This window comes from Elioraea tepida (assembly GCF_019203965.1).
In the GTDB taxonomy this organism is placed as follows: Bacteria; Pseudomonadota; Alphaproteobacteria; order Acetobacterales; family Acetobacteraceae; genus Elioraea_A; species Elioraea_A tepida.
The window spans coordinates 1,088,062-1,110,785 of record NZ_CP076448.1 but is presented as its reverse complement, the minus strand read 5'-3'; the positions used below and the strand labels follow the sequence as shown (position 1 = coordinate 1,110,785).

The 22,724-nt window shown below is 70.7% G+C and carries 21 protein-coding genes and 1 pseudogene; 15 read left to right on the top strand and 7 right to left on the bottom strand.

What is annotated here, in order from left to right; translation table 11 throughout:
- The first annotated feature begins 140 nt into the window (after positions 1–140).
- From KO353_RS05340 to KO353_RS05305, 8 genes and pseudogenes are all read left to right on the top strand, one after another.
- On the top strand, positions 141–1,142 hold the full coding sequence (locus tag KO353_RS05340; RefSeq protein ID WP_218286689.1) for an NAD(P)H-quinone oxidoreductase: 1,002 nt from the start codon (positions 141–143) through the stop codon (positions 1,140–1,142).
- Between the two features lie 4 nt (positions 1,143–1,146).
- Entirely contained in the window at positions 1,147–1,884 is a 738-nt protein-coding gene (locus KO353_RS05335) for an SDR family oxidoreductase (RefSeq protein ID WP_218286688.1), read from the top strand.
- Positions 1,885–1,995: 111 nt separating this feature from the next.
- The gene (locus KO353_RS05330; RefSeq protein WP_218286687.1) at positions 1,996–2,808 is read left to right on the top strand and encodes an EAL domain-containing protein; all 813 of its coding nucleotides are present in this window, start codon (positions 1,996–1,998) and stop codon (positions 2,806–2,808) included.
- Positions 2,809–2,825: 17 nt separating this feature from the next.
- Entirely contained in the window at positions 2,826–3,458 is a 633-nt protein-coding gene (locus KO353_RS05325) for a DMT family transporter (RefSeq protein WP_456236927.1), read from the top strand.
- Between the two features lie 69 nt (positions 3,459–3,527).
- Positions 3,528–3,752 (top strand): annotated as a pseudogene (locus KO353_RS05320) (hypothetical protein); the annotation flags it as partial.
- Positions 3,753–3,761: 9 nt separating this feature from the next.
- On the top strand, positions 3,762–4,541 hold the full coding sequence (locus KO353_RS05315; RefSeq protein WP_218286685.1) for an alpha/beta fold hydrolase: 780 nt from the start codon (positions 3,762–3,764) through the stop codon (positions 4,539–4,541).
- Between the two features lie 41 nt (positions 4,542–4,582).
- Complete coding sequence (locus KO353_RS05310) at positions 4,583–5,794, top strand: FAD-binding domain-containing protein (RefSeq protein WP_218286684.1); 1,212 nt, start codon at positions 4,583–4,585, stop codon at positions 5,792–5,794.
- Positions 5,791–6,843 (top strand): ABC transporter ATP-binding protein, encoded by a 1,053-nt coding sequence (locus KO353_RS05305; protein WP_218286683.1) that lies wholly within the window; start codon positions 5,791–5,793, stop codon positions 6,841–6,843. The genes KO353_RS05310 and KO353_RS05305 overlap by 4 nt, the downstream gene beginning before the upstream one ends.
- Before the next feature lie 17 nt (positions 6,844–6,860).
- On the opposite strand, the gene KO353_RS05300 is transcribed toward KO353_RS05305, so the two are convergent.
- The 4 genes from KO353_RS05300 to KO353_RS05285 form a co-directional block, all read right to left on the bottom strand.
- The gene (locus tag KO353_RS05300) at positions 6,861–8,138 is read right to left on the bottom strand and encodes a TRAP transporter large permease (RefSeq protein WP_218286682.1); all 1,278 of its coding nucleotides are present in this window, start codon (positions 8,136–8,138) and stop codon (positions 6,861–6,863) included.
- A 25-nt stretch (positions 8,139–8,163) separates the two neighbouring features.
- Positions 8,164–8,679 (bottom strand): TRAP transporter small permease, encoded by a 516-nt coding sequence (locus KO353_RS05295; protein WP_218286681.1) that lies wholly within the window; start codon positions 8,677–8,679, stop codon positions 8,164–8,166.
- Complete coding sequence (locus KO353_RS05290) at positions 8,676–9,656, bottom strand: TRAP transporter substrate-binding protein (RefSeq protein WP_218286680.1); 981 nt, start codon at positions 9,654–9,656, stop codon at positions 8,676–8,678. Before KO353_RS05290 ends, KO353_RS05295 begins: the two co-directional genes overlap by 4 nt.
- Positions 9,657–10,186: 530 nt before the next feature.
- Complete coding sequence (locus tag KO353_RS05285; protein ID WP_218286679.1) at positions 10,187–10,954, bottom strand: PEP-CTERM sorting domain-containing protein; 768 nt, start codon at positions 10,952–10,954, stop codon at positions 10,187–10,189.
- Positions 10,955–11,223: 269 nt separating this feature from the next.
- Here KO353_RS05285 and KO353_RS05280 point away from each other — a divergent pair, with 269 nt between their 5' ends.
- From KO353_RS05280 to KO353_RS05270, 3 genes are read left to right on the top strand one after another with little or no spacing between them, the layout of a single operon-like run.
- Positions 11,224–12,261, top strand: coding sequence for an ABC transporter permease (locus tag KO353_RS05280; protein WP_456236926.1), 1,038 nt, complete (start codon positions 11,224–11,226; stop codon positions 12,259–12,261).
- Positions 12,258–13,151 carry an ABC transporter permease gene (locus tag KO353_RS05275; RefSeq protein ID WP_218286678.1) on the top strand — a complete coding sequence of 298 codons (894 nt, stop codon included), beginning with the start codon at positions 12,258–12,260 and terminating at the stop codon, positions 13,149–13,151. Before KO353_RS05280 ends, KO353_RS05275 begins: the two co-directional genes overlap by 4 nt.
- Complete coding sequence (locus tag KO353_RS05270; RefSeq protein WP_218286677.1) at positions 13,148–14,140, top strand: ABC transporter ATP-binding protein; 993 nt, start codon at positions 13,148–13,150, stop codon at positions 14,138–14,140. Before KO353_RS05275 ends, KO353_RS05270 begins: the two co-directional genes overlap by 4 nt.
- Before the next feature lie 7 nt (positions 14,141–14,147).
- Here KO353_RS05270 and KO353_RS05265 read toward each other — a convergent pair whose 3' ends face one another.
- From KO353_RS05265 to KO353_RS05255, 3 genes are read right to left on the bottom strand one after another with little or no spacing between them, the layout of a single operon-like run.
- On the bottom strand, positions 14,148–16,112 hold the full coding sequence (locus KO353_RS05265; RefSeq protein ID WP_235692091.1) for a methyl-accepting chemotaxis protein: 1,965 nt from the start codon (positions 16,110–16,112) through the stop codon (positions 14,148–14,150).
- Between the two features lie 59 nt (positions 16,113–16,171).
- Positions 16,172–17,068, bottom strand: coding sequence for a DMT family transporter (locus tag KO353_RS05260; protein ID WP_218286675.1), 897 nt, complete (start codon positions 17,066–17,068; stop codon positions 16,172–16,174).
- 45 nt (positions 17,069–17,113) lie between these two features.
- Positions 17,114–18,703 carry an ABC transporter substrate-binding protein gene (locus tag KO353_RS05255; protein ID WP_218286674.1) on the bottom strand — a complete coding sequence of 530 codons (1,590 nt, stop codon included), beginning with the start codon at positions 18,701–18,703 and terminating at the stop codon, positions 17,114–17,116.
- An 80-nt stretch (positions 18,704–18,783) separates the two neighbouring features.
- On the opposite strand from KO353_RS05255, the gene KO353_RS05250 reads away from it, so the two are divergent.
- Genes KO353_RS05250 through KO353_RS05235 form a run of 4 tightly spaced genes read left to right on the top strand, consistent with a single transcriptional unit; the run spans position 18,784 to position 22,672 of the window.
- Entirely contained in the window at positions 18,784–19,482 is a 699-nt protein-coding gene (locus KO353_RS05250; RefSeq protein ID WP_218286673.1) for a creatininase family protein, read from the top strand.
- Positions 19,483–19,494: 12 nt separating this feature from the next.
- Positions 19,495–20,526, top strand: a complete 1,032-nt coding sequence (locus KO353_RS05245) for a ketopantoate reductase family protein (protein WP_218286672.1) — start codon at positions 19,495–19,497, stop codon at positions 20,524–20,526.
- Complete coding sequence (locus tag KO353_RS05240; RefSeq protein WP_218286671.1) at positions 20,523–21,278, top strand: SDR family NAD(P)-dependent oxidoreductase; 756 nt, start codon at positions 20,523–20,525, stop codon at positions 21,276–21,278. Before KO353_RS05245 ends, KO353_RS05240 begins: the two co-directional genes overlap by 4 nt.
- Entirely contained in the window at positions 21,278–22,672 is a 1,395-nt protein-coding gene (locus tag KO353_RS05235) for a dipeptidase (protein WP_218286670.1), read from the top strand. The genes KO353_RS05240 and KO353_RS05235 overlap by 1 nt, the downstream gene beginning before the upstream one ends.
- Positions 22,673–22,724 lie beyond the last annotated feature (52 nt).

Below are 22,724 nucleotides of genomic sequence, written 5' to 3'. Positions count from 1 at the left end.
GCTCCCCCTCGGGCCTGCGCCGCGGGCGCGACCCTGTTTCCCCGGCATCCTGGCTGCCGCACGCCACAGCGGCAAGACCGCTTCGCTTGACGGCACGTGCCCACGCCAACACCCTTCGCCGGGTTGGGGGAGGAGGACGGATGGCACTGCCCGCGAGCATGCGACACATCGCGACACGCGGCGCCGGCGGCCCGGAGGTGATGGAGCTCGCCGAGGCGCCCCTTCCTGTGCCCGGGCCGGACGAGCTCCTGATCGAGGTGCACGCTGCCGGCGTCAACCGCCCCGACATCCAGCAGCGCCGCGGCGCCTACCCCCCGCCTCCCGGCGCCTCACCGATCCTCGGCCTCGAGGTGGCGGGGATCGTCGCTTGCGTGGGCGAGGCCGTCACCGGCTGGAGCCCGGGCGACCGTGTCTGCGCGCTGACCAATGGCGGCGGCTACGCGGAGTATGTCGCCGTGCCGGCCGCACAATGTCTTCCACCACCAACAAGTTATGACCATCTCCGCGCCGCCGCCCTGCCGGAGACCTACTTCACCGTCTGGGCCAACCTGTTCGAACGCGGACGGCTGCGCGCGGGCGAGACCGCTCTGATCCACGGCGGCTCCTCAGGCATCGGCACAACCGCGATCCAGCTCGCCAAGGCCTTCGGCGCGCGCGTCTTCGCCACCGCGGGCAGCGCGGAGAAATGCGCCGCCTGCCTCCGCCTCGGCGCCGACCTCGCGATCAACTACCGGGCTGAGGATTTCGTCGAGGCGGTCGCCCGCGCGACCGAACGGCGCGGCGTCGATGTCGTGCTCGACATGGTGGGGGGCGACTACATTCCGCGCAACATACGCTGCCTCGCGCTCGAGGGGCGCCTCGTTCAAATCGCCTTCCTGCAGGGCTCGAAGGTGGCCGAGTTCGACATGCTGCCGGTGATGACGCGCCGTCTCACCCTCACCGGCTCGACCATGCGCCCGCGCACCACCGCCGAGAAGGGAGCGATCGCGGCGGCGCTGCGCGAGAAAGTCTGGCCTCTGCTCGAGGCGGGGCGCTGCGCCCCCCTCATCCACGCGACCTTCCCGCTCGCCGAAGCCGCGGCGGCGCACGCGCTGATGGAGACGAGCGCGCATATCGGCAAGATCATGCTGAAGGTGCGGTGAGACGATGATCGATCTCTCGGGGCGCGTGCTCGTTCTCACCGGCGCGGCGGGCGGAATCGGCGCCGCGATCGCGCGGCTGTTCCGCCGCGCCGGGGCGCGCCTCGTCCTGTCCGACCGTGCGGCGCCCGAAGATCTTGCCCGTTCTCTCGACCCGGACGGCACCGATGTGGTCGCCACCGCCTGCGACGTCACCTCGAGCCGGGAGGCCGACTCGCTCGCGGAACAGGCCGTGGCGCGTTTCGGGCGGATCGACATCGTCGTCCCGGCGGCGGGCATCTTCCCCGACGCGACGCTTGAGGAGATGACGGACGACGCCTGGGCTTCGTGCCTCGCCGTGAACCTGGACGGGACGATGCGCGTCTGCCGCGCCGCTGTGCCGCACATGCGGCGCGGCGGGGCGATCGTGACCATCGCCTCCGTCGCCGGCCATCGCGGCTCCCGCGGGCACGCGCACTACGCGGCCGCCAAGGGTGGCGTCCTTGCCTTCACCCGCAGCCTCGCCGCCGAGCTCGCCCCGCGCGGCATACGCGCCAACGCCGTCAGCCCCGGACTCATCGATACGCCGATGATCGCCGGCCTGATGCAGGAGCGCGGGCCCGGCCTCGTCGCGCAGACGCCGCTTGGGCGCATGGGAACGCCGGAGGAGGTCGCCGGCGCGGTGCTGTTCCTTGCCTCCGACCTCGCGGGCTTCGTCACCGGCGAGACGCTCCACGTCAACGGCGGGCTCTACATCCACTCCTGAGCACCCGGCCGACGCCGCGGGCGGTGTGACGCGGTTAACGCATGCTTCATGGTCCGTGCGCGACAGTGAGCCTGCGTCGCAGGGCGTGACGCATTGGCGGGGGCGGCGGACATGTCCGAGCCAGGCGAAGCGGGACGGGCGGCGGGGGCGGCGCAGCTGCCGCGCTACGCGATCGCCTTCCAGCCGATCGTCGACGTCGCGCGCCGGCGCATCCTCGCGCACGAGGCGCTGCTCCGCGGCAGCGTCGGCACGCCGGCCGGCGGGGTGCTCGCCCGCGTTCCTGAACCGGAACGACAGCGTTTCGAGATCGGAGCGATCGCGGCCGTGCTCGACGCCTTCGCCGGCACCGCGCCCTCGGCGTCGCTGCACATCAACCTCTCTCCGGAGGTGCTCCTGCGCTGGCCGGGAACGGTGCCCGAGCTCGCGCGCGTCGTCGCCGCCTCGGACATTCCACCGGGTCGCGTCGTGATCGAGGTGGCGGAGGGTGAGCGGATCGGGGACGCCGACGCCCTCGTCAGCGCCTTCGCCGCGCTCCGGTCGGAGGGGCTTCGCACCGCTCTCGATGCTTTCGGCACCGGCTATGGCGGCATCGGCCTGCTCGCCTCGGTGCGCCCCGACCTCGTGAAGCTCGACATGGGGCTCGCGCGGAACGCCCATCTCCATCCTGCCCGGCGCCCGATCCTCTCGAGGCTTCTCGAGGCCTGCGCGGATCTGAACGTCGACGTTGTCGCGACGGGGGTCGAGAACGAGGGGGAGTATCGCTGCCTCGCCCGGCTCGGCGTGACGCTGTTCCAGGGCTTCCTGTTCGCCCCACCGGCGACCGGCCGGGTGCTCGACGCGGACGAGGTGTCTCTTCCGCCCGAGCCCGCTCCGCCCGGCTTCACCGATCCCTGGCAGCGAGAGCAGAGCGCGCGCCTGCTCTGACCAGCGCGGCGTGCGGCTTGCGGCACGGGCGACGGCGTGCGCTGCTTGCCGTCCATGCCGACGGCCGGGCCAATCCCACGTTCCGCGCTGATCCAGCTCGCCATCGTCGTCACGGTCTCGGCGGTGCGGGGCCGGTGATCGCGCTCGGCCTCGCCGAAGCGACACCCGCCTGGCTCGCCTTCTGGCGTGCGCTGCTGTCGGCCCTCACGACGGCCATGCTGGTCGGCTGCCGCGGCAGGCTCGCGAGGCCACGCCCGCGGGACTGGCCCGCCGTGGCCGGCGTCGGCGTATTCCAGATCGGCCTCTTCTTCATTTTCCTGCACACGGCGCTTGCCGTCGTGCCGGTGGGGCGCGGTGTTCTGCTCTGCGACATTACCCCACTTTGGCTCGTGCCGATCTCCGCCTTCGTGCTTGGAGAGAGCGTCGAGCCCCGCCGCCTCCTCGGCGTCGGTCTCGGGCTTGCGGGCGTGCTCATCCTCGCCGATCGGTTGGAGGTTGACTGGTCGAGCGCGCGCGAGCTCGTGGCGCACGGGCTCCTCTGCTCTCGGCCGCGGCTGCCTGGGCGACAGCGATCGCCATCCTCCGCGCGCGCCCGACCGCCTCGCCGCTCGCCGACCTTCTGCCCTGGCAGTTCGGCCTCGCCGCGCTGATCCTTCTGCCCGCGGCGGCGGTTCTCGAACCCGGAAGGGGGAGGCAGACCCGGGGCACGCTCCGGCTTCGCTCTCGCCTATCTCGGTGTTTTCGGCGGCCCGGTCGCGACCTGGGCGGCGAACAGCGTCTCGCGTGCCCTGCCGGTGCTCGTCTCCTCGCTCGGGTTCCTCGGCGTTCCCGTGGTGAGCGCCGCGCTCTCGGTCGCCCTCCTCGGCGAGCCCGTGACGCTCTCCCTCGTCGCGGGCGGTGCCCTCATCCTCGCGGGCCTCGCCTCGCTCGCGCCGAGGCGCTAACACGCGCCCATGCCCGTTCCGCTGCACGTCACCGCCCTCGGCGAGGGCCCGCCGCTTCTCGTGCTCCACGGCCTGTTCGGCTCGGGAAGCAACTGGGGGGCGATCGCGCGCCGGCTCGCCGGAACACAGCGGGTGCTGCTTGTGGACCTGCGGAACCACGGCGACAGCCCGCACCATCCGCGGATGGACTACAAGGCGATGGCGGAGGACCTCGCCGCGCTGATCGAGGCCGAAGGCGGGCCCATAGCGTTGCTCGGCCACAGCATGGGCGGCAAGGCGGCGATGGTGCTCGCTCTCACCGCGCCGACGCTCGTCTCGCGCCTCGTCGTCGTCGACATCGCGCCGGTCGCCTATCCCCCCTCCTTCCGCCCCTATGCGGAGGCGATGGCCGCCGTGCCGCTCCGCCCAGGGCTTCGCCGCTCGGAGGCCGATGCGGCGCTGCGCGCGGCCGTGCCGGACGCGTCGGTCCGCGCCTTCCTGTTGCAGAACCTGCGCCTTGCCGACGGCGCTCCCGCCTGGCGCTGCAACCTCTCCGTGATCACCGACGTCCTCGAGACGATCTCCGGTTTCCCCGCCTTTCCCGACGGCGTTCAGTGGCCGGGCGAGGCGCTGTTCGTCTCGGGAGAGCGGAGCGGCTATATCGACGCCCGCGGCCGTGCCGCCGCTCTCACTCGGTTCCCGGCCGCCGCCTTCGTGGTCGTTCCGGGCGCCGGGCATTGGGTGCATGCCGAGGCGCCTGAGCCCTTCCTCCGGGCCGTCACCCCGTTCCTGGCCCTGCCGCCCCGATGAACGACGCTTCCCGACCGGCAGGGAGCGACCACATCGCGTGCATGACCCTCCCCGCACCCACCCGCGCTGCCGCGCTTGCGCGCCTCGAGGCTTTCGCTCCCGCGATGGGCCGCGCCTACGCAGCGACCCGGAACCATGACCGTGGCCCAGGCGATCGCAGCAATGTCTCGCTTCTCTCGCCGCATGTCCGGCACCGGCTCGTGACGGAGGAGGAGCTCGTCGCGGCCGCGCTCGCGCGCCACGCCCCGGCGGCGTGCGCGAAGTTCGTCGAGGAGGTGTTCTGGCGCAGCTACTGGAAGGGCTGGCTCGAGCAGCGGCCCTCGGTGTGGACCGCCTACCGGGCGCGCGTGGCGGAGGCGGTTGCCGGGCTCCGCACGGAGGGGGGGCTGCGTCGGGCCTACGAGGATGCCGTCAGCGGCCGAACCGGAATTGCCTGCTTCGATTCCTGGGCGCGGGAGCTGGTCGAGACCGGATACCTCCACAACCACACGCGCATGTGGTTCGCCTCGATCTGGACCTTCACGCTGAGGCTTCCCTGGGTGCTCGGCGCCGACTTCACCTATCGCCACTTCGCCGATGGCGACCCGGCCTCGAACACGCTCTCCTGGCGCTGGGTGGCCGGGCTGCACACGCGCGGCAAGCACTATCTCGCGCGCGCGGCGAACATCGCCGAATACACCGGCGGTCGGTTCGACCCGAGGGGCGAGCTCGACGAGCATGCGCCGCCGCTCGAGGAGGAGCCGCCGGGCCCGGCGCTGCCTCTCCCTCCCTCCGATCCTGCGCCGGAGGGGGAGGTCGCGCTTCTCGTCACCGAGGAGGACTGCCTCGCCGAGACCCTGCTGCTTGGCCGCGCGCGCGTCGTCGCGGTCGCCGCCGTCACCTGCACGGCCGCGCGAAGCCCGCTTCCCGTCGGGTCGGTCCCGGAACGGTTCGCCGAAGGCGCGGTCGAGGACGGGTGCGCGCGCGCCGCGGCAGCGTTCGGCGCGCCGGCCGAGCGGCTCGAACGTTTCGACGCCGTGGCCGATTGGGCGGCGGCGTCCGGCGCCCGGACCCTCGTCACGGCCTATGCCCCTGTCGGTCCGGTGGCCGAGGCGCTCGACCGCGTGGAGCAGGCCCTCGCTGCGCGCGGCATCCGCCTCCTGAGAGTTCGCCGCGCCTGGGACGATGCCGTCTGGCCGCACGCCACGCGCGGTTTCTTCCAGCTCAAGGATCGCATCCCCGCGATCCTTCGCACGTTCGGGCGGGCGGTGTGAGCGGGCTCGTCCTCGAGGGCCTCACCTGCCGCTACGGAGACGTCGCGGCCGTGGAGTCGCTCGACCTCTCGGTTCCCGCGGGCGCTCTGGTCTGCCTGCTCGGCCCCTCGGGCTGCGGCAAGACGACGACGCTGCGCGCCGTCGCTGGCCTCGTCGACCCCGATGCGGGGCGTATCCTGCGCGACGGCGAGGTTCTCTCCGCACCCGGCGCCGTGGTTCCCCCCGAGCGTCGGCGGATGGCAATGATCTTCCAGTCCTACGCGCTGTGGCCGCACATGACCGTCGCGGGCAATGTCGCCTATGCGCTGAAGCTGCGCGGGCTCGGGCGGGAGGCGATCGCGCGCGAGGTCGCCTCCGTTCTGCGCGCGGTCCGGCTCGAGGCGTTTGCGGAACGTCTTCCGGCCGAGCTCTCGGGCGGGCAGCAGCAGCGGGTGGCGATCGCGCGCGCGCTCGCGATGCAGCCGCGCACGCTGCTCATGGACGAGCCGCTCTCGAACCTCGATGCCAATCTGCGCGAGGAGATGCGGCACGAACTGCGGCGCCTGCACGAGGCGCATGGTGTGACAACGCTCTACGTGACGCACGACCAGGCGGAGGCGATGGCGACCGCGGATCTCGTTGCGGTGATGGATCGCGGCAGGGTGGTGCAGCTCGGCACGCCGGAGGAGATTTACGCCTTGCCTGCGAGCGCCTTCGTCGCGCGCTTCATCGGCGGGGCGAACCTGATCCCGGGCCGACATCTCGGCGAGGGGGTCGTCGATTGCGGCGGCTTCTCGCTCGCCTGCGCGAGCGGCGCCGCCGAGGCGGGCGCATCCGTTCTGGTCGCGATCCGACCGCACGCGGTCGCCCTCACCTCCGAGCCTGGGCCGAACGTCGTGCGCGGGCGCCTTGTGCGCGCGACCTTCTTCGGGCCGGTGCGGGAACTCCTCGCCGAGCTCGCCGGCGGCGTGATGCTGCGCGCGGTTCGGCCTGCGGCCGAGCCGGTGCCGGGGGAAGGGGCGGTGCTTCTGTCGCTTCCCCCCGAGGCGTGCCGGATCCTTTCCGGCTGAGCCGAGGCAGTCACCCCTCAGCGATAGACCGCGTCGCGGAGAAACAGGCTAATCGCGGGAACGTAGCTGATCACCATCAGGCAGGCGACGATCACCGCGATGAAAGCCGGAAGGTAGCGCATCATTTTGTCGACGCCGGTCTCCGCCACCTGCGCCGCGGCGAAGAGGTTGACGCCGAAGGGCGGCGTGACCATTCCGAGCGCGAGGTTCACCACCATCACGGTGCCGAAATGCACCGGGTCGATGCCGAACCGCACCGCCGCCGGGGCGAGAATCGGCCCGAGCACGATGATCGAGGCCGAGGTCTCAATGAACATCCCGACCACGAACAGGAACAGGTTGACGCCGAGCAGGAACAGGCCCGGCGAGCCGAAGGTCGCGACCAGCCACTCCGCCATCATGTCGGGCACGCGCTGGCGGTTGAGCAGCCACGAGAACAGCCCGGCCGTGGCGATGATGAACATGATCACCGAGGAGGTGATCACCGAGCGCCGGAACACGCCCCACAGGGCCGCGGGGCGGAGCTCGCGATGGATCAGAAGCCCGACGACGAGCGCGTATATCACGGCGATCACCGAGGCCTCGGTCGGCGTGGTGATGCCGCCGTAGATTCCGCCGAGCACGATCACCGGCATCAGGAGCGCCCAGAACGCATGCCTTGTGGCGGGGAGAAGGCCGTCGCGGCCCTCGCCATCCTGCTTGCCCCAACCGGTGAGCCGGCACCAGACGAGCACGGTGGCGGACAGCGCGGCGCCGATCAGGAGGCCCGGCCCGAAGCCCGCGATGAACAGCTCCGGGATCGAGGTCTGCGTCGCCACACCGTAGAGGATCATCGGGATCGAGGGCGGAATGACGACGCCGAGCTCGGCGGCGGTGGCCTGCAGCGAGCCGGCGAAGGCAGCCGGATAGCCGAGCCGCTGCAGCGCCGGCACCAGGATCGCGCCGATCGCGAAGGTGGTCGCGACGGAGGATCCGCTGATCGCGGCGAAGATCATGCAGGTGAGCACGCAGGTGACGGCAAGCCCGCCCTGGATTCCGCCGACCACCGCCCGCGCGAAGCCGACAAGACGGCGCGAGATCCCCCCCACCTCCATCAGATTGCCGGCGAGGATGAAGAACGGGATGGCAGCGAGGGGAAAACGGTCGAGCGCCACATAGATCTGCTGCGCGGCGACGATCAGCGGAAAGCGCGTGAACTCGACGATGCCGAGCACCGCGGCAAGCCCGATCGCGACCGCCACGGGCACCGACAGGGCGAACAGCCCGAGCATCACCGCGAGCATCGTGCCGGCCATTGTGCGACCCCCCTCCGCCCCGGCCTTACACTTGGCCCGACGCCGCGCCTTCGGTGGCGGTCCCGCGCCGGTCGAGGAGGGCCGCGAGCGCGCCGATGATCGCGAACACAGAACCTGCCGGGATCGCCGCATAGCCCCAGGCGATCGAGACCTCGAGCCCCGCGATCGTCTGCAGGCGCACGCGGTTCGCCATCTCCCAGCCGAACCAGAACAGCACCGCGAACAGGAGAACGATCGCGGCGAAGATCACGACCTCGAGCACAAGACGCGCCCGGCCCTTCAGCGCCGAGCGCGTGACATCGATCGCAACGAGCGCGCCCTCGCGGATCGCACCGGCGACCCCGAGCATCACCATCCACACCAGAGCCTGACGGACCAGCGCCTCCGACCAGGGCGAGGGCTGGCTCACGAGGAAGCGGGTGAACACCTGCCAGGCGCCGGCGCCGACCGCGACCGCGAGCGCGAAACAGGCGGCCGCGAGGGCCGCCTGCGTCGTGACGCGGTCGAGCGCCAGAAGCGCCCGGGAAAGGCCGGCTGTCACGAGCCGGGCCGCCAGTTGCGGATGCGCTCGATGGTGGCCGCGCCAAACTGCTGCGCATAGGCCTGGAAGGCCGGCGCGAGCGCGGCCTGGAAGGCCGCGGTGTCGACCGTCTCCCTCACCGTCATGCCGCGGCGTCGGAGCTCGGCCACGCCGTTTTGCTCGTCCTCCGTCACCTTGTTCCGGTTGGCCACGACGGCCGCTTTGGCGGCTTCGTCGAAGATCGCCCGGTCTGCCGGGCTCAAGCGGTTGAGGAAGGCGGGGTTGCCGATCAGAACGGCGGGAGAATAGACGTGGCGGGTGAGCGAGAGGAAGCGCTGCACCTGGTTGAGGTTGTTCGCGACGATCACCGGGATCGGGTTCTCCTGCCCATCGACCGTTCCCTGCTGCAGCGCCGGCACAAGCTCGGAGAAGGCCATCGGGGTCGGCAGGGCGCCGAGGGTCTGGAAGGCGCGCATGTGCACCTGGTTCTCCATGGTGCGCACCTTGAGGCCCCGCACGTCCTCGGGCGAGCTCACCTCGCGGCGGTTGTTCGTGAGGTTGCGGAAGCCGTTCTCCATCCAGGCGAGGCCCACGAGGCCGCGGGCGGGGAACCGCGCGAGCAGCTCCCGCCCGATCTCGCCATCGAGCACGCCGCGGGCATGGGCATAGTCGCGGAACAGGAAGGGGATGTCGAGCACAAGTGTTTCGGGAACGAAATTGCCGACCGGCCCGGTCGAGGTGATGACGAACTCCTGCGTGCCGATCTGCGTCGCCTCGATCGCCTCGCGCTCGTTGTCGTTGCGCTGGATGGTCACGCGGAAGCGGCTATTCGAGAGGCGCTCCACCGTCTCCTTGAAGGCGAGCGCGCCGACGCCGTAGTGGCTTGCGGGCGGCAGCGCGTGGGTGAGCGTGACGGTCGTCTGCCCCGCAGCCGGCGTGAAGGCGGCGGGCGCGATGGCCGCGAGGCCCGCGAGCAGAAGGCGGCGTGTGGTGCGCATGCGTTTGTCCTCCCCGTGATGACAAAGCCGGGAGCCCTCCCGGCCGGAGACGCGGACCATAGGCGAGGGGACGGGTCCAGGGCAACGCGCCGCTCCGTACCGGTGCGCTGGGCCAGCGAGGGACTAGAGCCGCGACATGGGCGGTCCTCCCTCTCCGCCACAGCGTCCGGTAGAACACGCCTGCGGCACGTCCTGTCCGCCGGCGAGCGCAAGCGGCTTCAACCACGTTGGTTTCAAGGTGCTTGGCAAACGCGAAGACGAGCTCGGGTAGCAGGGGGAAGGATGACTTCTGGGAAACGCGTAGGCAAACGCGGCACCGACTCTGCCGCGTCCAGCAGTCGACCGCTCGGCGCTAGAGACCGGCACCGCTATCGGGCGGGGACGGGGGGCGTGAACCCTGTGCGGATTCCGAGGTTCTCGCGCGCTCCTCCAGGGTGGACAGAAGCCTCAGCTGCACACCCCCTTGGCCGCGGCAGGCCGGGCGAGGCGAAACCTCGCCCGGCACGCCTGACCGAAGCCAGGAGCCCGAATCAGGCCCGCTGACGCGCCAGGGACAAAAAGCCAAGCAGCCCGAGGGCCAGGAGGGTCGCCGACGCTGGCTCGGGAACCGGTGCGGCCCGCGCCACGGCGATCAGCCAGGGTTGGCCGAAATTACGCCCGTCCTCGTCGCGCCAGATGAGCTGCAGCGCCGGGAACTCCTCCGGCAGGATCGACGTCGGCACGGCGCTGATCAACGCATTGTACTGGCTCTCCAAGTCAACATTGCTGTCAAAATAAAAGTACGTCGCGGACGGATAGAGCGTCTTCCAGACCGCCATCTGGTACGCCATGGAGGTATTGGCGCGTGCCGGATCGGCAGGGTCGGGCATGGCTGCAAGGCTGGTGTGGGCGAGCCAGCCAAGCTGCGCCTTCTGCAGGTCGGAGAGCGGCTGATACTGAGCAAGCTCCCAGCCTCGCCCATTGTTGTCGAGCGGCGCCACCGTGTAGGCGCCGAAACGCACCGCAATCGGCGGGTCGATGCAGTAGGCATCGAGGAAGAAGGTCTGCTCCGGGTTGAAGACAGTGCCGAAGTTGAGCGTGAGCCGGGTGTAGCCGCCGCCGGCGAAACCGAGGTAGCCCCTATTCGAACTGACCCAGGCTCCGGCCGAGCCGTTCGGGAGGGTGGCAGCCGACAGGTAGACCGTGTCGCCGACCGACAGTGGCGCCGCGCGCACTGCCCCTGGCAGTGCCACAAGCCCGGCCGTGAGGATCACCGCGGCGGCAGCGGCCCGCGAGACCAAAGACGCGAAAATTCTCATGGAACTCCCCCTAAGCATGTGAGCACTGCTGCGGACCGCCCCTCTTTCCCCCGGGACCGCCCCCCAATAATTCGAAGCGTGCCACAGTCAGCACCAGCACTTCAACCGCGTCGCGATGATCGCGGCGTTGCGGATCGCTTTTGGCCAGAGCATCCCCAAGGCATGGCAGGGACGGTCGGGGCGGATGCCGTCTTCCGCCCGGCGATCATGGCCGGTTGAGTCCTCCCTATCACCGATCGAGCGCGGCTGGCTTGCCTCGGGAAGGCGCGATGACAGCGGATGCGCCGGCGGCTATGACGGATCGGCACAACGCCCCTTCGCGCCGCCCCCTGATGCTCGGCTTTCTCCTGCAGCGCCTCGCCTCTGCCGCCGTCGTGCTCGCGGCGATGTCGCTGATCGTCTTCGCCGGCGTCTATGCCATCGGCAACCCGATCGACGTCCTGATCAACCCCGCCGCCGACCAGGTGATGCGCGCCGAGACGATCGCCCGCTACGGGCTCGACCGGCCGTTCTGGGAACAGTATCTCCGCTTCGCCCGGGCGCTTCTTTCGGGCGATTTCGGCACCTCCTTCGTGTTCAACACGCCAGCCCTGCCGCTGATCCTCTCGAAACTGCCGGCGACACTCGAGCTTGCGCTTGCAGCGATGCTGATCGCGATCCTGTTCGGGATCCCACTCGGCATGGCAGCCGGGCTCAAGCCCGAGGCGCCCGCGAGCAAGGCGATCATGGCGGGCTCCATCCTCGGCTTCTCGCTGCCAACCTTCTGGGTCGGGCTGATGCTGATCCTTCTCTTCTCGGTCGAGCTCGGCTGGTTGCCCTCGGGCGGCCGCGGCGACACGGTGACGCTCCTCGGAATCGAGTGGTCGTTCCTGACCGCCGACGGGCTTTCGCACCTCCTGCTGCCCGCCCTCAACCTCGCCCTGTTCAAGCTGTCGCTGATCATCCGCCTCACCCGCGCGGGGATGCGCGAGGCGATGCTTGCCGACTATGTCCGTTTCGCCCGCGCCAAGGGGCTGTCGCGCGCGCGTGTCGTCGGCGTGCACGCCTTCCGCAACATCCTGATCCCGATCGTCACCGTGCTCGGGCTCGAGTTCGGCTCGGTGGTCGCCTTCGCCGTGGTGACGGAGACGATCTTCTCCTGGCCGGGCATGGGCAAGCTGCTCATCGACAGCATCCTCACGCTCGACCGCCCAGTGATGGTCGCCTACCTCATGCTCGTCGTGGCGATGTTCGTGCTGATCAACCTCCTCGTTGACATCGCCTACGCGGCGCTTGATCCGCGCGTTCGGCTGGGCGGGCGGGCATGAGCGAGGTGCGGGTGGCTGGAGAGCGGCCAGCGGCGCTGTTCTGGGCCGAGTTCGCCGAAAGCCGGCTGGCGCTTGCAGGGCTTTCGGTGTTCCTGCTCGCGGTGTTCGCCGCCATCTTCGCGCCCTGGCTCACGCCGCAGAACCCCTATGACCAGGCGACGCTGTCGCTGATGGACGCGCGGCTGCCTCCCGGCACGGTCGGCAGCGGCGGCTATGTGCACTGGCTCGGCACCGATGCCGCGGGGCGGGACCTGTTCTCCGCCATCCTCTGGGGCCTGCGCACCAGCCTGTTCGTCGGCGTCGCTGCCGGGGCGGCGGCGCTTGCGCTTGGCACCGTGCTCGGCTTGGCGGCCGCCTTCTTCGGCGGTCGTCTCGAGCTCGTCCTGATGCGGATCGTCGATCTGCAGCTCTCCTTCCCGGCGATTTTGCTCGCGCTCGTGCTCGTCGCCTCGCTCGGCCAGGGTCTCGCCCAGGTGGTCGCCGCCCTCATCGCCGCGCAATACGCCTATTTCGCGCGCACCGTGCATGGCGCCGCGCTCGCCGAACGACGCAAGGAATACATCGAGGCGGCCGCCGGGATCCCGCTCCGGCCGGCGCGGATCCTGTTGCGCCACCTCCTGCCGAACTGCCTGCCGCCGCTGATCGTCGTGGCGACCGTTCAGGTCGCGAATGCGATCGCGATCGAGGCCACGCTCTCCTTCCTCGGCGTCGGCCTGCCGGTGACCGAGCCCTCGCTGGGGACGCTGATCGCGAACGGCTTCCAGTTCATGCTCTCGGGTCGCTACTGGATCAGCGTCTATCCCGGGATCGCGCTTCTGATCGTCATCGTCTCGATCAACCTGGTGGGCGACCGGCTGCGCGACGTTCTGAACCCGAGGCTCAGGCGGTGACCGCTCTGCTCTCGCTCGAGAGCGTATCGAAGCGCTTCACCCGTCGCGCGACGGTGGAGGAGTGCCTGCTGTCGCTGCTCGGCAGGCCGATGCCGCCGCGCAGCGTGCATGCGGTGGATCAGGTCTCGCTCTCGATCGGTGAGGGCGAGGTGGTCGGCCTCGTCGGGGAGAGCGGCTGCGGAAAATCGACGCTTGGTCGGATTGCGGCGGGGCTGATCGTGCCCGATGGCGGCAGCGCCCTGCTCGATGGCCGCCCGGTCGCGGAGTTGCGGAGCGGGCGGGTCGAGAAGCGCACCACGGCGGTGCAGATGGTGTTCCAGGACCCATTCGCGAGCCTCAACCCGCGCATGAAGGTCGGGGAAGCGATCGCGGAAGGCCCGCTCGCCCACGGGCTTTGGCCGGCAGCGGAACGATCCGAGCGCGTCGCGGCCACGCTCGCCGATGTCGGGCTCGATCCGTCCTACGCCGCACGCTTCCCGCACCAGTTCTCCGGCGGGCAGCGTGCGCGCATCGGCATCGCCCGTGCGCTCGCGATGAACCCGCGCGTCGTGGTCGCGGACGAGGCGCTGGCCGCGCTCGATGTCTCGATCCAGGCGCAGGTCCTGAATACCTTCATGGACCTGCGCGCCCGTCGCGGCATCGCCTGGCTGTTCATCAGCCATGACCTCGGCGTGGTCGGCCACCTCGCCGACCGTGTGGCGATCATGTATCTCGGCCGGATCGTCGAGTTCGGGCCTGCGGAGGCGGTGTTCGCCGCGCCGGCTCACCCCTACACGCGCGGCCTCATCGAGGCGGTGCCGCGGCTCGAACGCCGGCGCTTCGGCTTCCACCCGGTGCGTGGCGAGATCCCCTCGCCGCTCTCACCGCCTTCGGGCTGTCACTTCCACCCGCGCTGCCCGCATGCCGTGCGCCGCTGCCGCGAGGAGAAGCCAACGCCGCGCCAGATCGACACGGGCCGCATGGTCGCCTGCCATTTCGATCTCGCCTGAGCGTGCTTTAGGCGGCGCGCCGCATCTCGCCGCGGATCGCCGCGACGAAGGGGGCGGCGGCCGCGGCATCGGCGAAGCGGAAGCCCACCCTGCCCTCGCCGCCCGAGACGACGGTGCAGCGCGCGTTCAAGCCAAACGCAGACGCGACCCCCTCCACGCCTTCAGGAACGGGGCGGTCGGCGCGGCCGGCAAAGCCCTCCGACGAGACATCGAGAAGCGCGAGCTCGACGCTGCCCCCGCCATGCGCGAAGCGCACCATGCCCGCGGCCAGTGCGCGCGGCTCGCGGCGACGATCCACCTCCGGAACGGCGGTGCGCACCACGCGAATGAGCTCACGCCGCAGGGTGGAGACGGAAGCCGCGAGCTCTTCGACCTCTGTGCCAACGCTGCGCGCCTGCTCCCCGGCCGCGACCGCCTCGCGCGAGACCTCCGAGATCCGCCTGGTGACCTCGCGCGAGGCGGAGGCGGCTTCGGCGACCGTCCGCGCGATCTCCTGGGTCGCGGCGAGCTGCTGGCCCACGGCGTCGGAGATCGCCGCGGCCAGGTGATCGACCTCGCGGACGCTGCCGATGATCGAGCGCACGGCCGAGACGGAGGCCTGCGTCTCGCGGCGGATCCCCTCGATCCGAGCGGCGATGTCCTCGGTCGCCTTCGCGGTCTGGCCGGCGAGACTCTTCACCTCGGAGGCGACCACGGCGAAGCCCTTGCCCGCTTCGCCCGCGCGGGCGGCTTCGATCGTCGCGTTCAGCGCAAGCAGGTTCGTCTGCCCAGCGATCTCGCTGATCAGGCGCACCACCTCGCCGACATTCGTCACCGCGCCCGCAAGCGCGGCCACCGCCGCCTCGGTGCGTTCCGCCTCACCGGCCGTGCGCTGCGCCGTCGCCGCGGCCTCGCGCACCCGGTCGGTGATCTCGCCGATGCTCGCCGTGAGCTCCTCCGCCGCAGCGGCGACCGTCTCGGCTGAGGCGAGCGACTGCTGCGCCGCCGCCGCCACGGCCTGGGCGTTGACGCCGACGCGCTCGGTTCCCTCCGCCATCGCCCGGGCCTCGGCGCGGACGCGCTCGCTCGTTGCGCTGACGGAGGCAAGCGTTGCACCGGTTGCGTCCTCGATCGCTTCGGCCATCTCGACGAGCGAGCGCTTCCGCGCGGCTTCGGCCTTCTCCCGCTCGCGATCCTGCTCGGCGCGAAGCCGCTCCGCCTCGCTGCCGGCGTCGCGCAGGGTGGCGAGAGCGGCGGCCATCTCGCCGAGCTCGTCGCGCCGGCCCGTGCAGGGGACGGGCGTGCTCCACTCCGCCGCGGCGATCCGCCGCATCGCCGCCGTCATCGCCCCGAACGGCCCGAGCACGGTGATCTGCAGCCCGACCGCCACCGCGGCGGCGATCGCAAGCGCGATGGCACCGAGCACGAGAGCGGTGAGGCGCTGCGCCGCCGCCGCCTCGACCATCGCCGCGCGCTCAGCTGCCCCCGACGCGACCTCGTAGGCCGCGAGCCGGTCGAGCGCCTCCGTCAGCGGGTCCATCGTTTGGTAGAGGCGCTCGCGGACGATCCGATCGAGCGCGGCGCGGTCCTCGGCGGCGAACACCGCGACGAGGTCTCGCAGCAGCGATTGGGCCTGCGCCCGTCGCGCCTCGACCGCGCTCAGAAGCGCAAGCCCCTCGCCGGAGGTGATGCTGCCGCGCAGGTCGCGCCAGGCGCTCTCGATCTCGGCGGACGCTTTGGCGAGCGACTCCCGCCCCTCCGCCCAGCTCCAGTTGCCGTTGTTCACCTTGTGGCTCGCATCGACGACGAACACGGCATAGCCGTCAGAGAGCGCCTTGAGGCGCAACAGGGGCGAGAGGTGATACTCGAAGATGGTTGTTACCCTCTCCTCCGCCTGCTGTGCGGAGCGGAGCGCGAGCCAGGCACAGCCGGCGATCAGCAGGGCGAGGATAACCTGGCTGGCGATCGCGGTGCGGCGTATGGTCAAGCGCATGGTCGGCACCTCAACGAAAACCTCGCCCGTTGAGTGCGCAGATCTTGGTAAATGCTGCGTTAGCGCCGATCGGGGATCGCCGCCCGCTGCCGTGCGAGGGCCGCCTCGCGGCGGGTGATGTAGAGCGCGCTGCCGACGATCAACGCCGAGCCGGCAACCGTCCACCCGTCCGGCCGCTCGCCGAACAGCATCAGGCCCGCGATTCCGGCGAAGACGAGGCGCACATAGCTCAGCGGTGCGAGCACGCTTGCGTCGGCGAGGCGGAAGGCGCTGATCCAGAGCTGCATGCCGGCCGGCCCGGCGACTGCCATCAACGCGAGCCACCCCGCCTGCCACGGCTCGGGCAGGGTGAGGGCGGGCAGCGCCAGCGGCAGCGCACCTGCAAAGGTCACGAGCCCGATATGGACCATGATCGTATCGGTTCGCTCGGTTCGGGAGAGCTGCTTGGTGGTCAGCACGATGCCGGCGCCGAACAGGGCGGAGACGAGAGCGACGGCGACGGCCGGATCGAGGCCGCAGCTGCCGGGCCGGGCGATCACCACCACACCGGCGAAGCCGACGAGGGTTGCGCTCCAGCGACGCCAACGCACCACCTCGCCGAGCACCGGCCCGGCAAGCGCGGTGACGAACAGCACACTCGTGAAGGAGAGAACCGTGGCCGTGGCCAGGTCCAGGTGCTGGAACGACCAGTAGTAGAGAACCCAGCACGCGAGGCTGAACAGCCCGCGCATGAGGTGCAGGAGAGGGTGGCTCGTGCGAAGGACCGCGAAGCCACCCCGGGCGAGCGCGGGCAGGACCCAGAGGATCTGCGCCGCTGCCCGCACAAGCACGATGGTGGTGACGGGAACCATGCCCGCAAGCAGCTTGACGAAGACTGTTTCGGCAACGAAGAGAGCGGCGGCGGCGAAGCTCAGCGCCGCGGCCTCGAAGATCGGCGATCGCGTTCCCTGGGGCATCGGCACGCGCGCCGGCCGGCCCCGGCGCGCGCCGCCCTCCCTCCCTCAGCGCGGGCGGATGAAGAAGGCGAGCGTGTCCTCGTCCGCGCGCGGCGTCCAGGTCAGGTTGGCGCGGCCGGCCCAGACCGTTGGCAGGGTGACGATCGGGATCTGCCCGTAATCGGCCACCGCCATGTCCTGCGCCTTCTGGAACAGCTCGCGGCGCTTGGCGTCATCGAGCGTGCCCATCGCCTCGGCGATGATCCGGTCGAGCTCCTCGTTGCAGTAATGGCTGACATTGAAGGCGCCGTAGCGGCCGCCCTCGCGCTTGCAGTGCACGAAGGAGGACAGCGCATATCCCGCCTCGCCGGTGAGCGTGCCCCACCCCGCCATGGTGATCGGGTAGTCGCCGCGCGTGCGGGCGGGGAAGAACACGGTCCGCGGCTGGGCGTTCACCTGAACGTCGAGGCCGACGCGGGCGAAGAGTTGGCCGAGCGCGGCACAGGTCGCGCCGTCACCCGGCAGGCGGTCGGACGAGCAGTAGAGCGGGAAGCGGAACCCGTTCGGATAGCCGGCCTCGGCGAGCAGGGCGCGCGCCCGGGCCGGGTCGTAGCGGAGCGGTTGCGGGTTCGGGTTGGCGCCGAACATGTAGTTCGGCATCAGCTGGTCGGCCACCACCGCCGTGCCCTCGAACACCGATTGCGCGATCCCGGCACGGTCGATCGCAAGCGACAGCGCCTCGCGCACGCGACGATCACGGAACGGGTTGCGCGAGAGCGTGTTGCCCTGCTTGTCGGTGATCATCCGCATCGCCGGGGCGGACATGTCCTCGCGCAGGTCGGGGTAAAGGATGAACGTGTAGATGCTCTCGCCCTGGAACACGGCGATGTTGCGCTCGCGCTTGAGGCGGGCGATGTCGCTCACGGGCACGTAGTTGGCGAAGTCCACCCGGTTCGAGAGCAGGCCCGCGACGCGCGCCGCATCGTTGCTGATCTCGACCAGGGTGACGCGGCTCCACGGCGCATCACCGCGCCAGTGGCCGGGGAAGCGCTCCATCACGAGGTCGCCGCGCGGTGTCCAGGAGACGAAGCGGAACGGGCCGGTGCCGATCGCCGCACGGCCAGAATTGAACTCTGGCGCCTTGCTGTCGGGGGCGATCCGCGAGGAGACGATGAACATCCGCGTCATGTCCTGCGGCAGAGCGGCGTTCGGCACATTGGTGCGGATGCGGATCGTCAGGTCGTCGACGATGTCCACCCCGACGATCGAGCGGGTGTAGATCACGAGCCCGCCGTCGGGCCCCGCGACGGAGGGCACGCGCTCGATCGAGAACTTCACGTCCGCCGCCGTGAAGGGCGAACCGTCGTGGAAGCGCACGTTCGGGCGGAGCTTGAACTCCCAGGTCGTGTCGTTCACCGGCCTCCAGGAGACGGCGAGGCCCGGCTGGACCTGCAGGTTCTCATCCACCCACACGAGCGGGTCGAAGATGTTCTTGAGCGCGGCGGCGTGGTTGCCGAGCGCCATGTAGTGCGGGTCGATCGCCTCGGGGCCTGCGCGCACGCCGATGCGAAGCTCCTGCGCCAGCGCTCCGGGCGGAGCGGCGAACAACGCCGCGGCGACCAGACCGAGCCGAGCCAGGAACCGGAATCCTCGCATCGCACCTCTCCCCTTGCCTGAGTGACGGGGGAGCGTAACGTCGCCGGCGACGGAGCGGAAGGTGGGGGAAGCGCAGGGCGGTGCGGATCGCGGACATGAACTGGATGGCGGTCGAGGACTGGCTCGAGCGGGACGACCGTGCCGTCCTGCCGCTCGGCTCCACTGAGCAGCACGCCTATCTCTCGCTTGCGGTCGATGCGATCCTTGCCGAGCGCGTGGCCGCGGAAGCGGCCGAACCGCTCGGCGTGCCGGTGTTCCCCGTGATGCCCTACGGGCTTGCTCCCTATTTCCTGGCCTATCCCGGCACCGTGTCGCTTCGGGTGAGCACGCTCCTCGCCGTCGTCGGCGATGTGCTCGACAGCCTCTCCGCCCAGGGCTTCCGGCGCGTGCTGATCGTCAACGGCCATGGCGGGAACAACCCGGTCGATGCCTTCGTGCGCGAATGGGCGTCGATGCGGCCCGGCCACCGCGTGCGCTTCCACAACTGGTGGAACGCGCCGCGCACCTGGGCCGCGGTGCAGGCGACCGACGCGGTGGCGAGCCACGGCTCCTGGATGGAGAACTTCCCCTGGACGCGGCTTGCTGGCGTCGCGCTGCCCGAAGGCCGCAAGGAGCCGATCGACACCTCGGCGATCGCCGGCCGGCCGGCTTCGGAGGTGCGCGCGCTGATCGGCGACGGCAACTTCGCCGGCCTCTACCAGAGGCCGGACGAGGAGATGCTCGCGATCTGGCGCACCGCCGTCGCCGAGACCCGCGAGCTCCTGGAGAACGGATGGTGAAGGGGGAGAGCGATGCCCGGTGATCCGATCCTGGTTTGGGGTGCGGGAGCGATCGGCGGCACGGTCGGCGCCTTCCTCGTGCGCGCGGGGCATGACGTCACCTTCGTCGACATCGTTGAGGAGCATGTGCGGGCGATCGCCGCGCCTGGACGTGGGCTCGCGATCAGGGGCCCGGTGGCGGAGTTCTCCGTTACCGCCCCGGCCTTCCTGCCTTCCGAGCTCACCGGCGTGTGGCGCAAGGTGTTCCTCTGCGTGAAGGCGCACCACACGCAGGCCGCGACGACAGCGCTCCTGCCCCATCTCGCCTCGGACGGCTACGTGCTCAGCCTGCAGAACGGTCTGTGCGAGACGGTGATCGCGCCGATCGTGGGGCGCGAGCGGACGATGGGCGCTTTCGTGAATTTCGGCGCCGACTGGATGGGCCCGGGCGAGGTTCTCTACGGCAATCGCGGCGCGGTCGTGCTCGGCGAGCTTGACGGGCGGATCACCGGCAGGCTCGTGAGCCTGCACCGGCTCATGCTCGATGTCGACGACCGGGCAGTCATGACCGACAACATCTGGGGCTATCTCTGGGGCAAGCTCGCCTATGGCGCGATGCTCTTCGCGCAGGCGACGGGGCAGGACAGCATCGCCGGCGCGCTCGCCAATCCGTCTCTGTTTCCGCTCTGGCTCGGCCTCGGCCGCGAGGTGATGGCAGTGGCCGCAGCCGAGGGCGTGCGGGCTGAGGGCTTCAACGGCTTCGACCCGGACGCCTTTCGTCCCGGCGGAACGGAGGCGGCAGCGAAGGCCTCGATCGCGGCGATGGTCGCCTTCAACCGAACGAGCGCCAAGACGCACTCGGGTGTGTGGCGCGACCTTGCGGTGCGCAAGCGTCGGACGGAGGTGGACGCGCAGCTCGTACCTGTGTCGGTGATCGCCCGGCGTCACGGTCTCGCCACGCCCTTGATCGACCATCTCGTCGCGATGATCCACGAGATCGAGGACGGACGGCGGCCGATGACGGACGCGAACCTCCTCGAGCTTGCAGGCCTCGTCGCGGCATGAACATACGCTTCGACGGTCAGGCGGTTCTCGTCACCGGGGCCGGGCACGGGATCGGCCGGGCGATCGCGCGCGGCTTTGCCCTCCGCGGCGCGCGGGTGTTCGCCTGCGACCTCGATGCCGGCAACCTCGCGGTAACGGCGCGAACGCCCGGAATCGAGACAAGCGTGGTCGATGTGACCGACCGCGCAGCGGTTCGGGCCTGGGTCGCCTCCGTCGAGGCGGCCGCGGGCGGCGCGGTCGACGTGGTCGTGAACAACGCTGGCGGCGTCTGCGGCCAGGCGGGGCGGCCGATCGAAGAGGTGAGCGACGCCGACTGGGACGCGATCCTGCGCGTGAACCTCACCGCTGCCTTCGCCGTCTCCCAGGCGGCGGCGCCCGCGATGAAGGCACATCGCCGCGGTCGGATCGTGATCATCTCCTCAGGAGCCGGCCTCGGCGTGTCGAAGACGGGCATCCAGGCCTATGCCGCGGCCAAGGCGGGGCAGATCGGGCTGACGCGACAGCTCGCGCACGAGCTCGGGCCCTTCGGCATCACCGTCAACAGCGTCGCGCCGGGCTTCGTCCTCTCCAACCCCTCGACCATGCGGCAATGGCAGGCCTATGGCGAAGCGGGGCAGCGCGCGCTGCTCGAGGGGATCGCCCTGCGACGCCTTGGCACGCCCGAGGACATGGTGCATGCCGTGCTGTTTCTTGCGAGCGACTACGCCGCCTACATCAACGGCCAGACGCTTGCGGTCGACGGAGGGAAGTGATGAACGCCGGTGTGACCGACCTGCCCGAAGCGTGGCTCCGCAACGAACGCGACCGGCTCTGGGCCGAGTTCCTCGAGCTCGTGCGTATCCCCTCGGTCAGCGCCAAGCCCGACCATGCCGCCGAGGTGCGCCGCGCGGCGGAGTGGGTGGCCGCACGCTGCAACCGGGCCGGGCTTGGCAATGTGCGCATTCTGCAGGAGGGCGGCCATCCGGCCGTCTATGGCGAGTGGCTCGGGTCTGAGGACGCGCCCACGATCCTCGTCTACGCGCATTTCGACGTCCAGCCGCCCGAGCCGCTCGAGCTCTGGACCACGCCCCCCTTCGAGCCGACCCTGCGGGAGGGCCGCCTCTACGCCCGCGGCGCCTCGGACGACAAGGCCACGCTCTGCATCAGCCTCGCCGCGATCGAGGCCTGGCTCGCCACCACCGGCCGTTTGCCCTGCAACGTCAAGGTGTTCTTCGAGGGCGAGGAGGAGACGGGAAGCCCCTCTCTCGGCGCCATCCTCGACCGGCACGGCGATCTGCTGCGCGCCGATCTCTGCCTCTCAGCCGATGGCGGCATGTTGTTCCCCGACCGTCCCGACGTCTCGGTCTCCACGCGCGGCATCTGCAAGCTCGAGGTGACGCTGCGCACGGCATCGAAGGACATGCACAGCGGCAGTTACGGCGGGGCGATCCTCAACCCGCTTGTGGCGATCGTGCGCCTCATCGCCTCGCTGCACGAGCCCGACGGCCGCGTCGCGGTGCCGGGTTTCTATGACGGCGTGCGGGAGACGACAGACGAGGACCGCGCCGAGCTCGCCGCCGTGCCGTTCGACGAGGCGGCCTGGCTTGCGGCCGTCGGCGCCAAGGCGGCGTGGGGCGAGCCTTCGCGGTCGGTGCTCGAGAAGATCTGGCTTCGCCCGACCCTCGAGATCAACGGGCTGTGGGGTGGCTACCAGGGCGACGGCTCGAAGACCGTCCTTCCCTGCGAGGCGCATGCGAAGATCACCTGCCGCCTCGTTCCGGGGCAGGACCCGAAGCGTGTGGTGGAGGCGGTGGCGGCGCACCTCCGCGCCGCCTGCCCGCCGGAGGCGACGATCGAGATACGCCCGGGCGGGGGAGGTGCGAGAGCCTATGAGATTGCGCGCGACCATCCCGCCCTCGCCCTGGTCGAAGACGTGCTCGAGGGGGTCTATGGCGTGCCGTGCGTCCGCACGCGGATCGGCGGCACGCTGCCGCTCTGCGCACTCTTCAAGGAACGTCTCGGTCTCGACACGGTGCCGATGTCGTTCTCGACGGCGGACGAGGACTTCCACGCGCCCAACGAGTTCTTCCGTGCCGCGAGCTTCGACCGCGGCCTCGTGGCGTGGGCGCGTGTGTTCCAGGCGCTCGCCGCCCTGCCGCGACGCTGACGGCTCAACCGCGCCGAGGCCCGCGGCACGCCCGAACCGCGCGACGTGACGC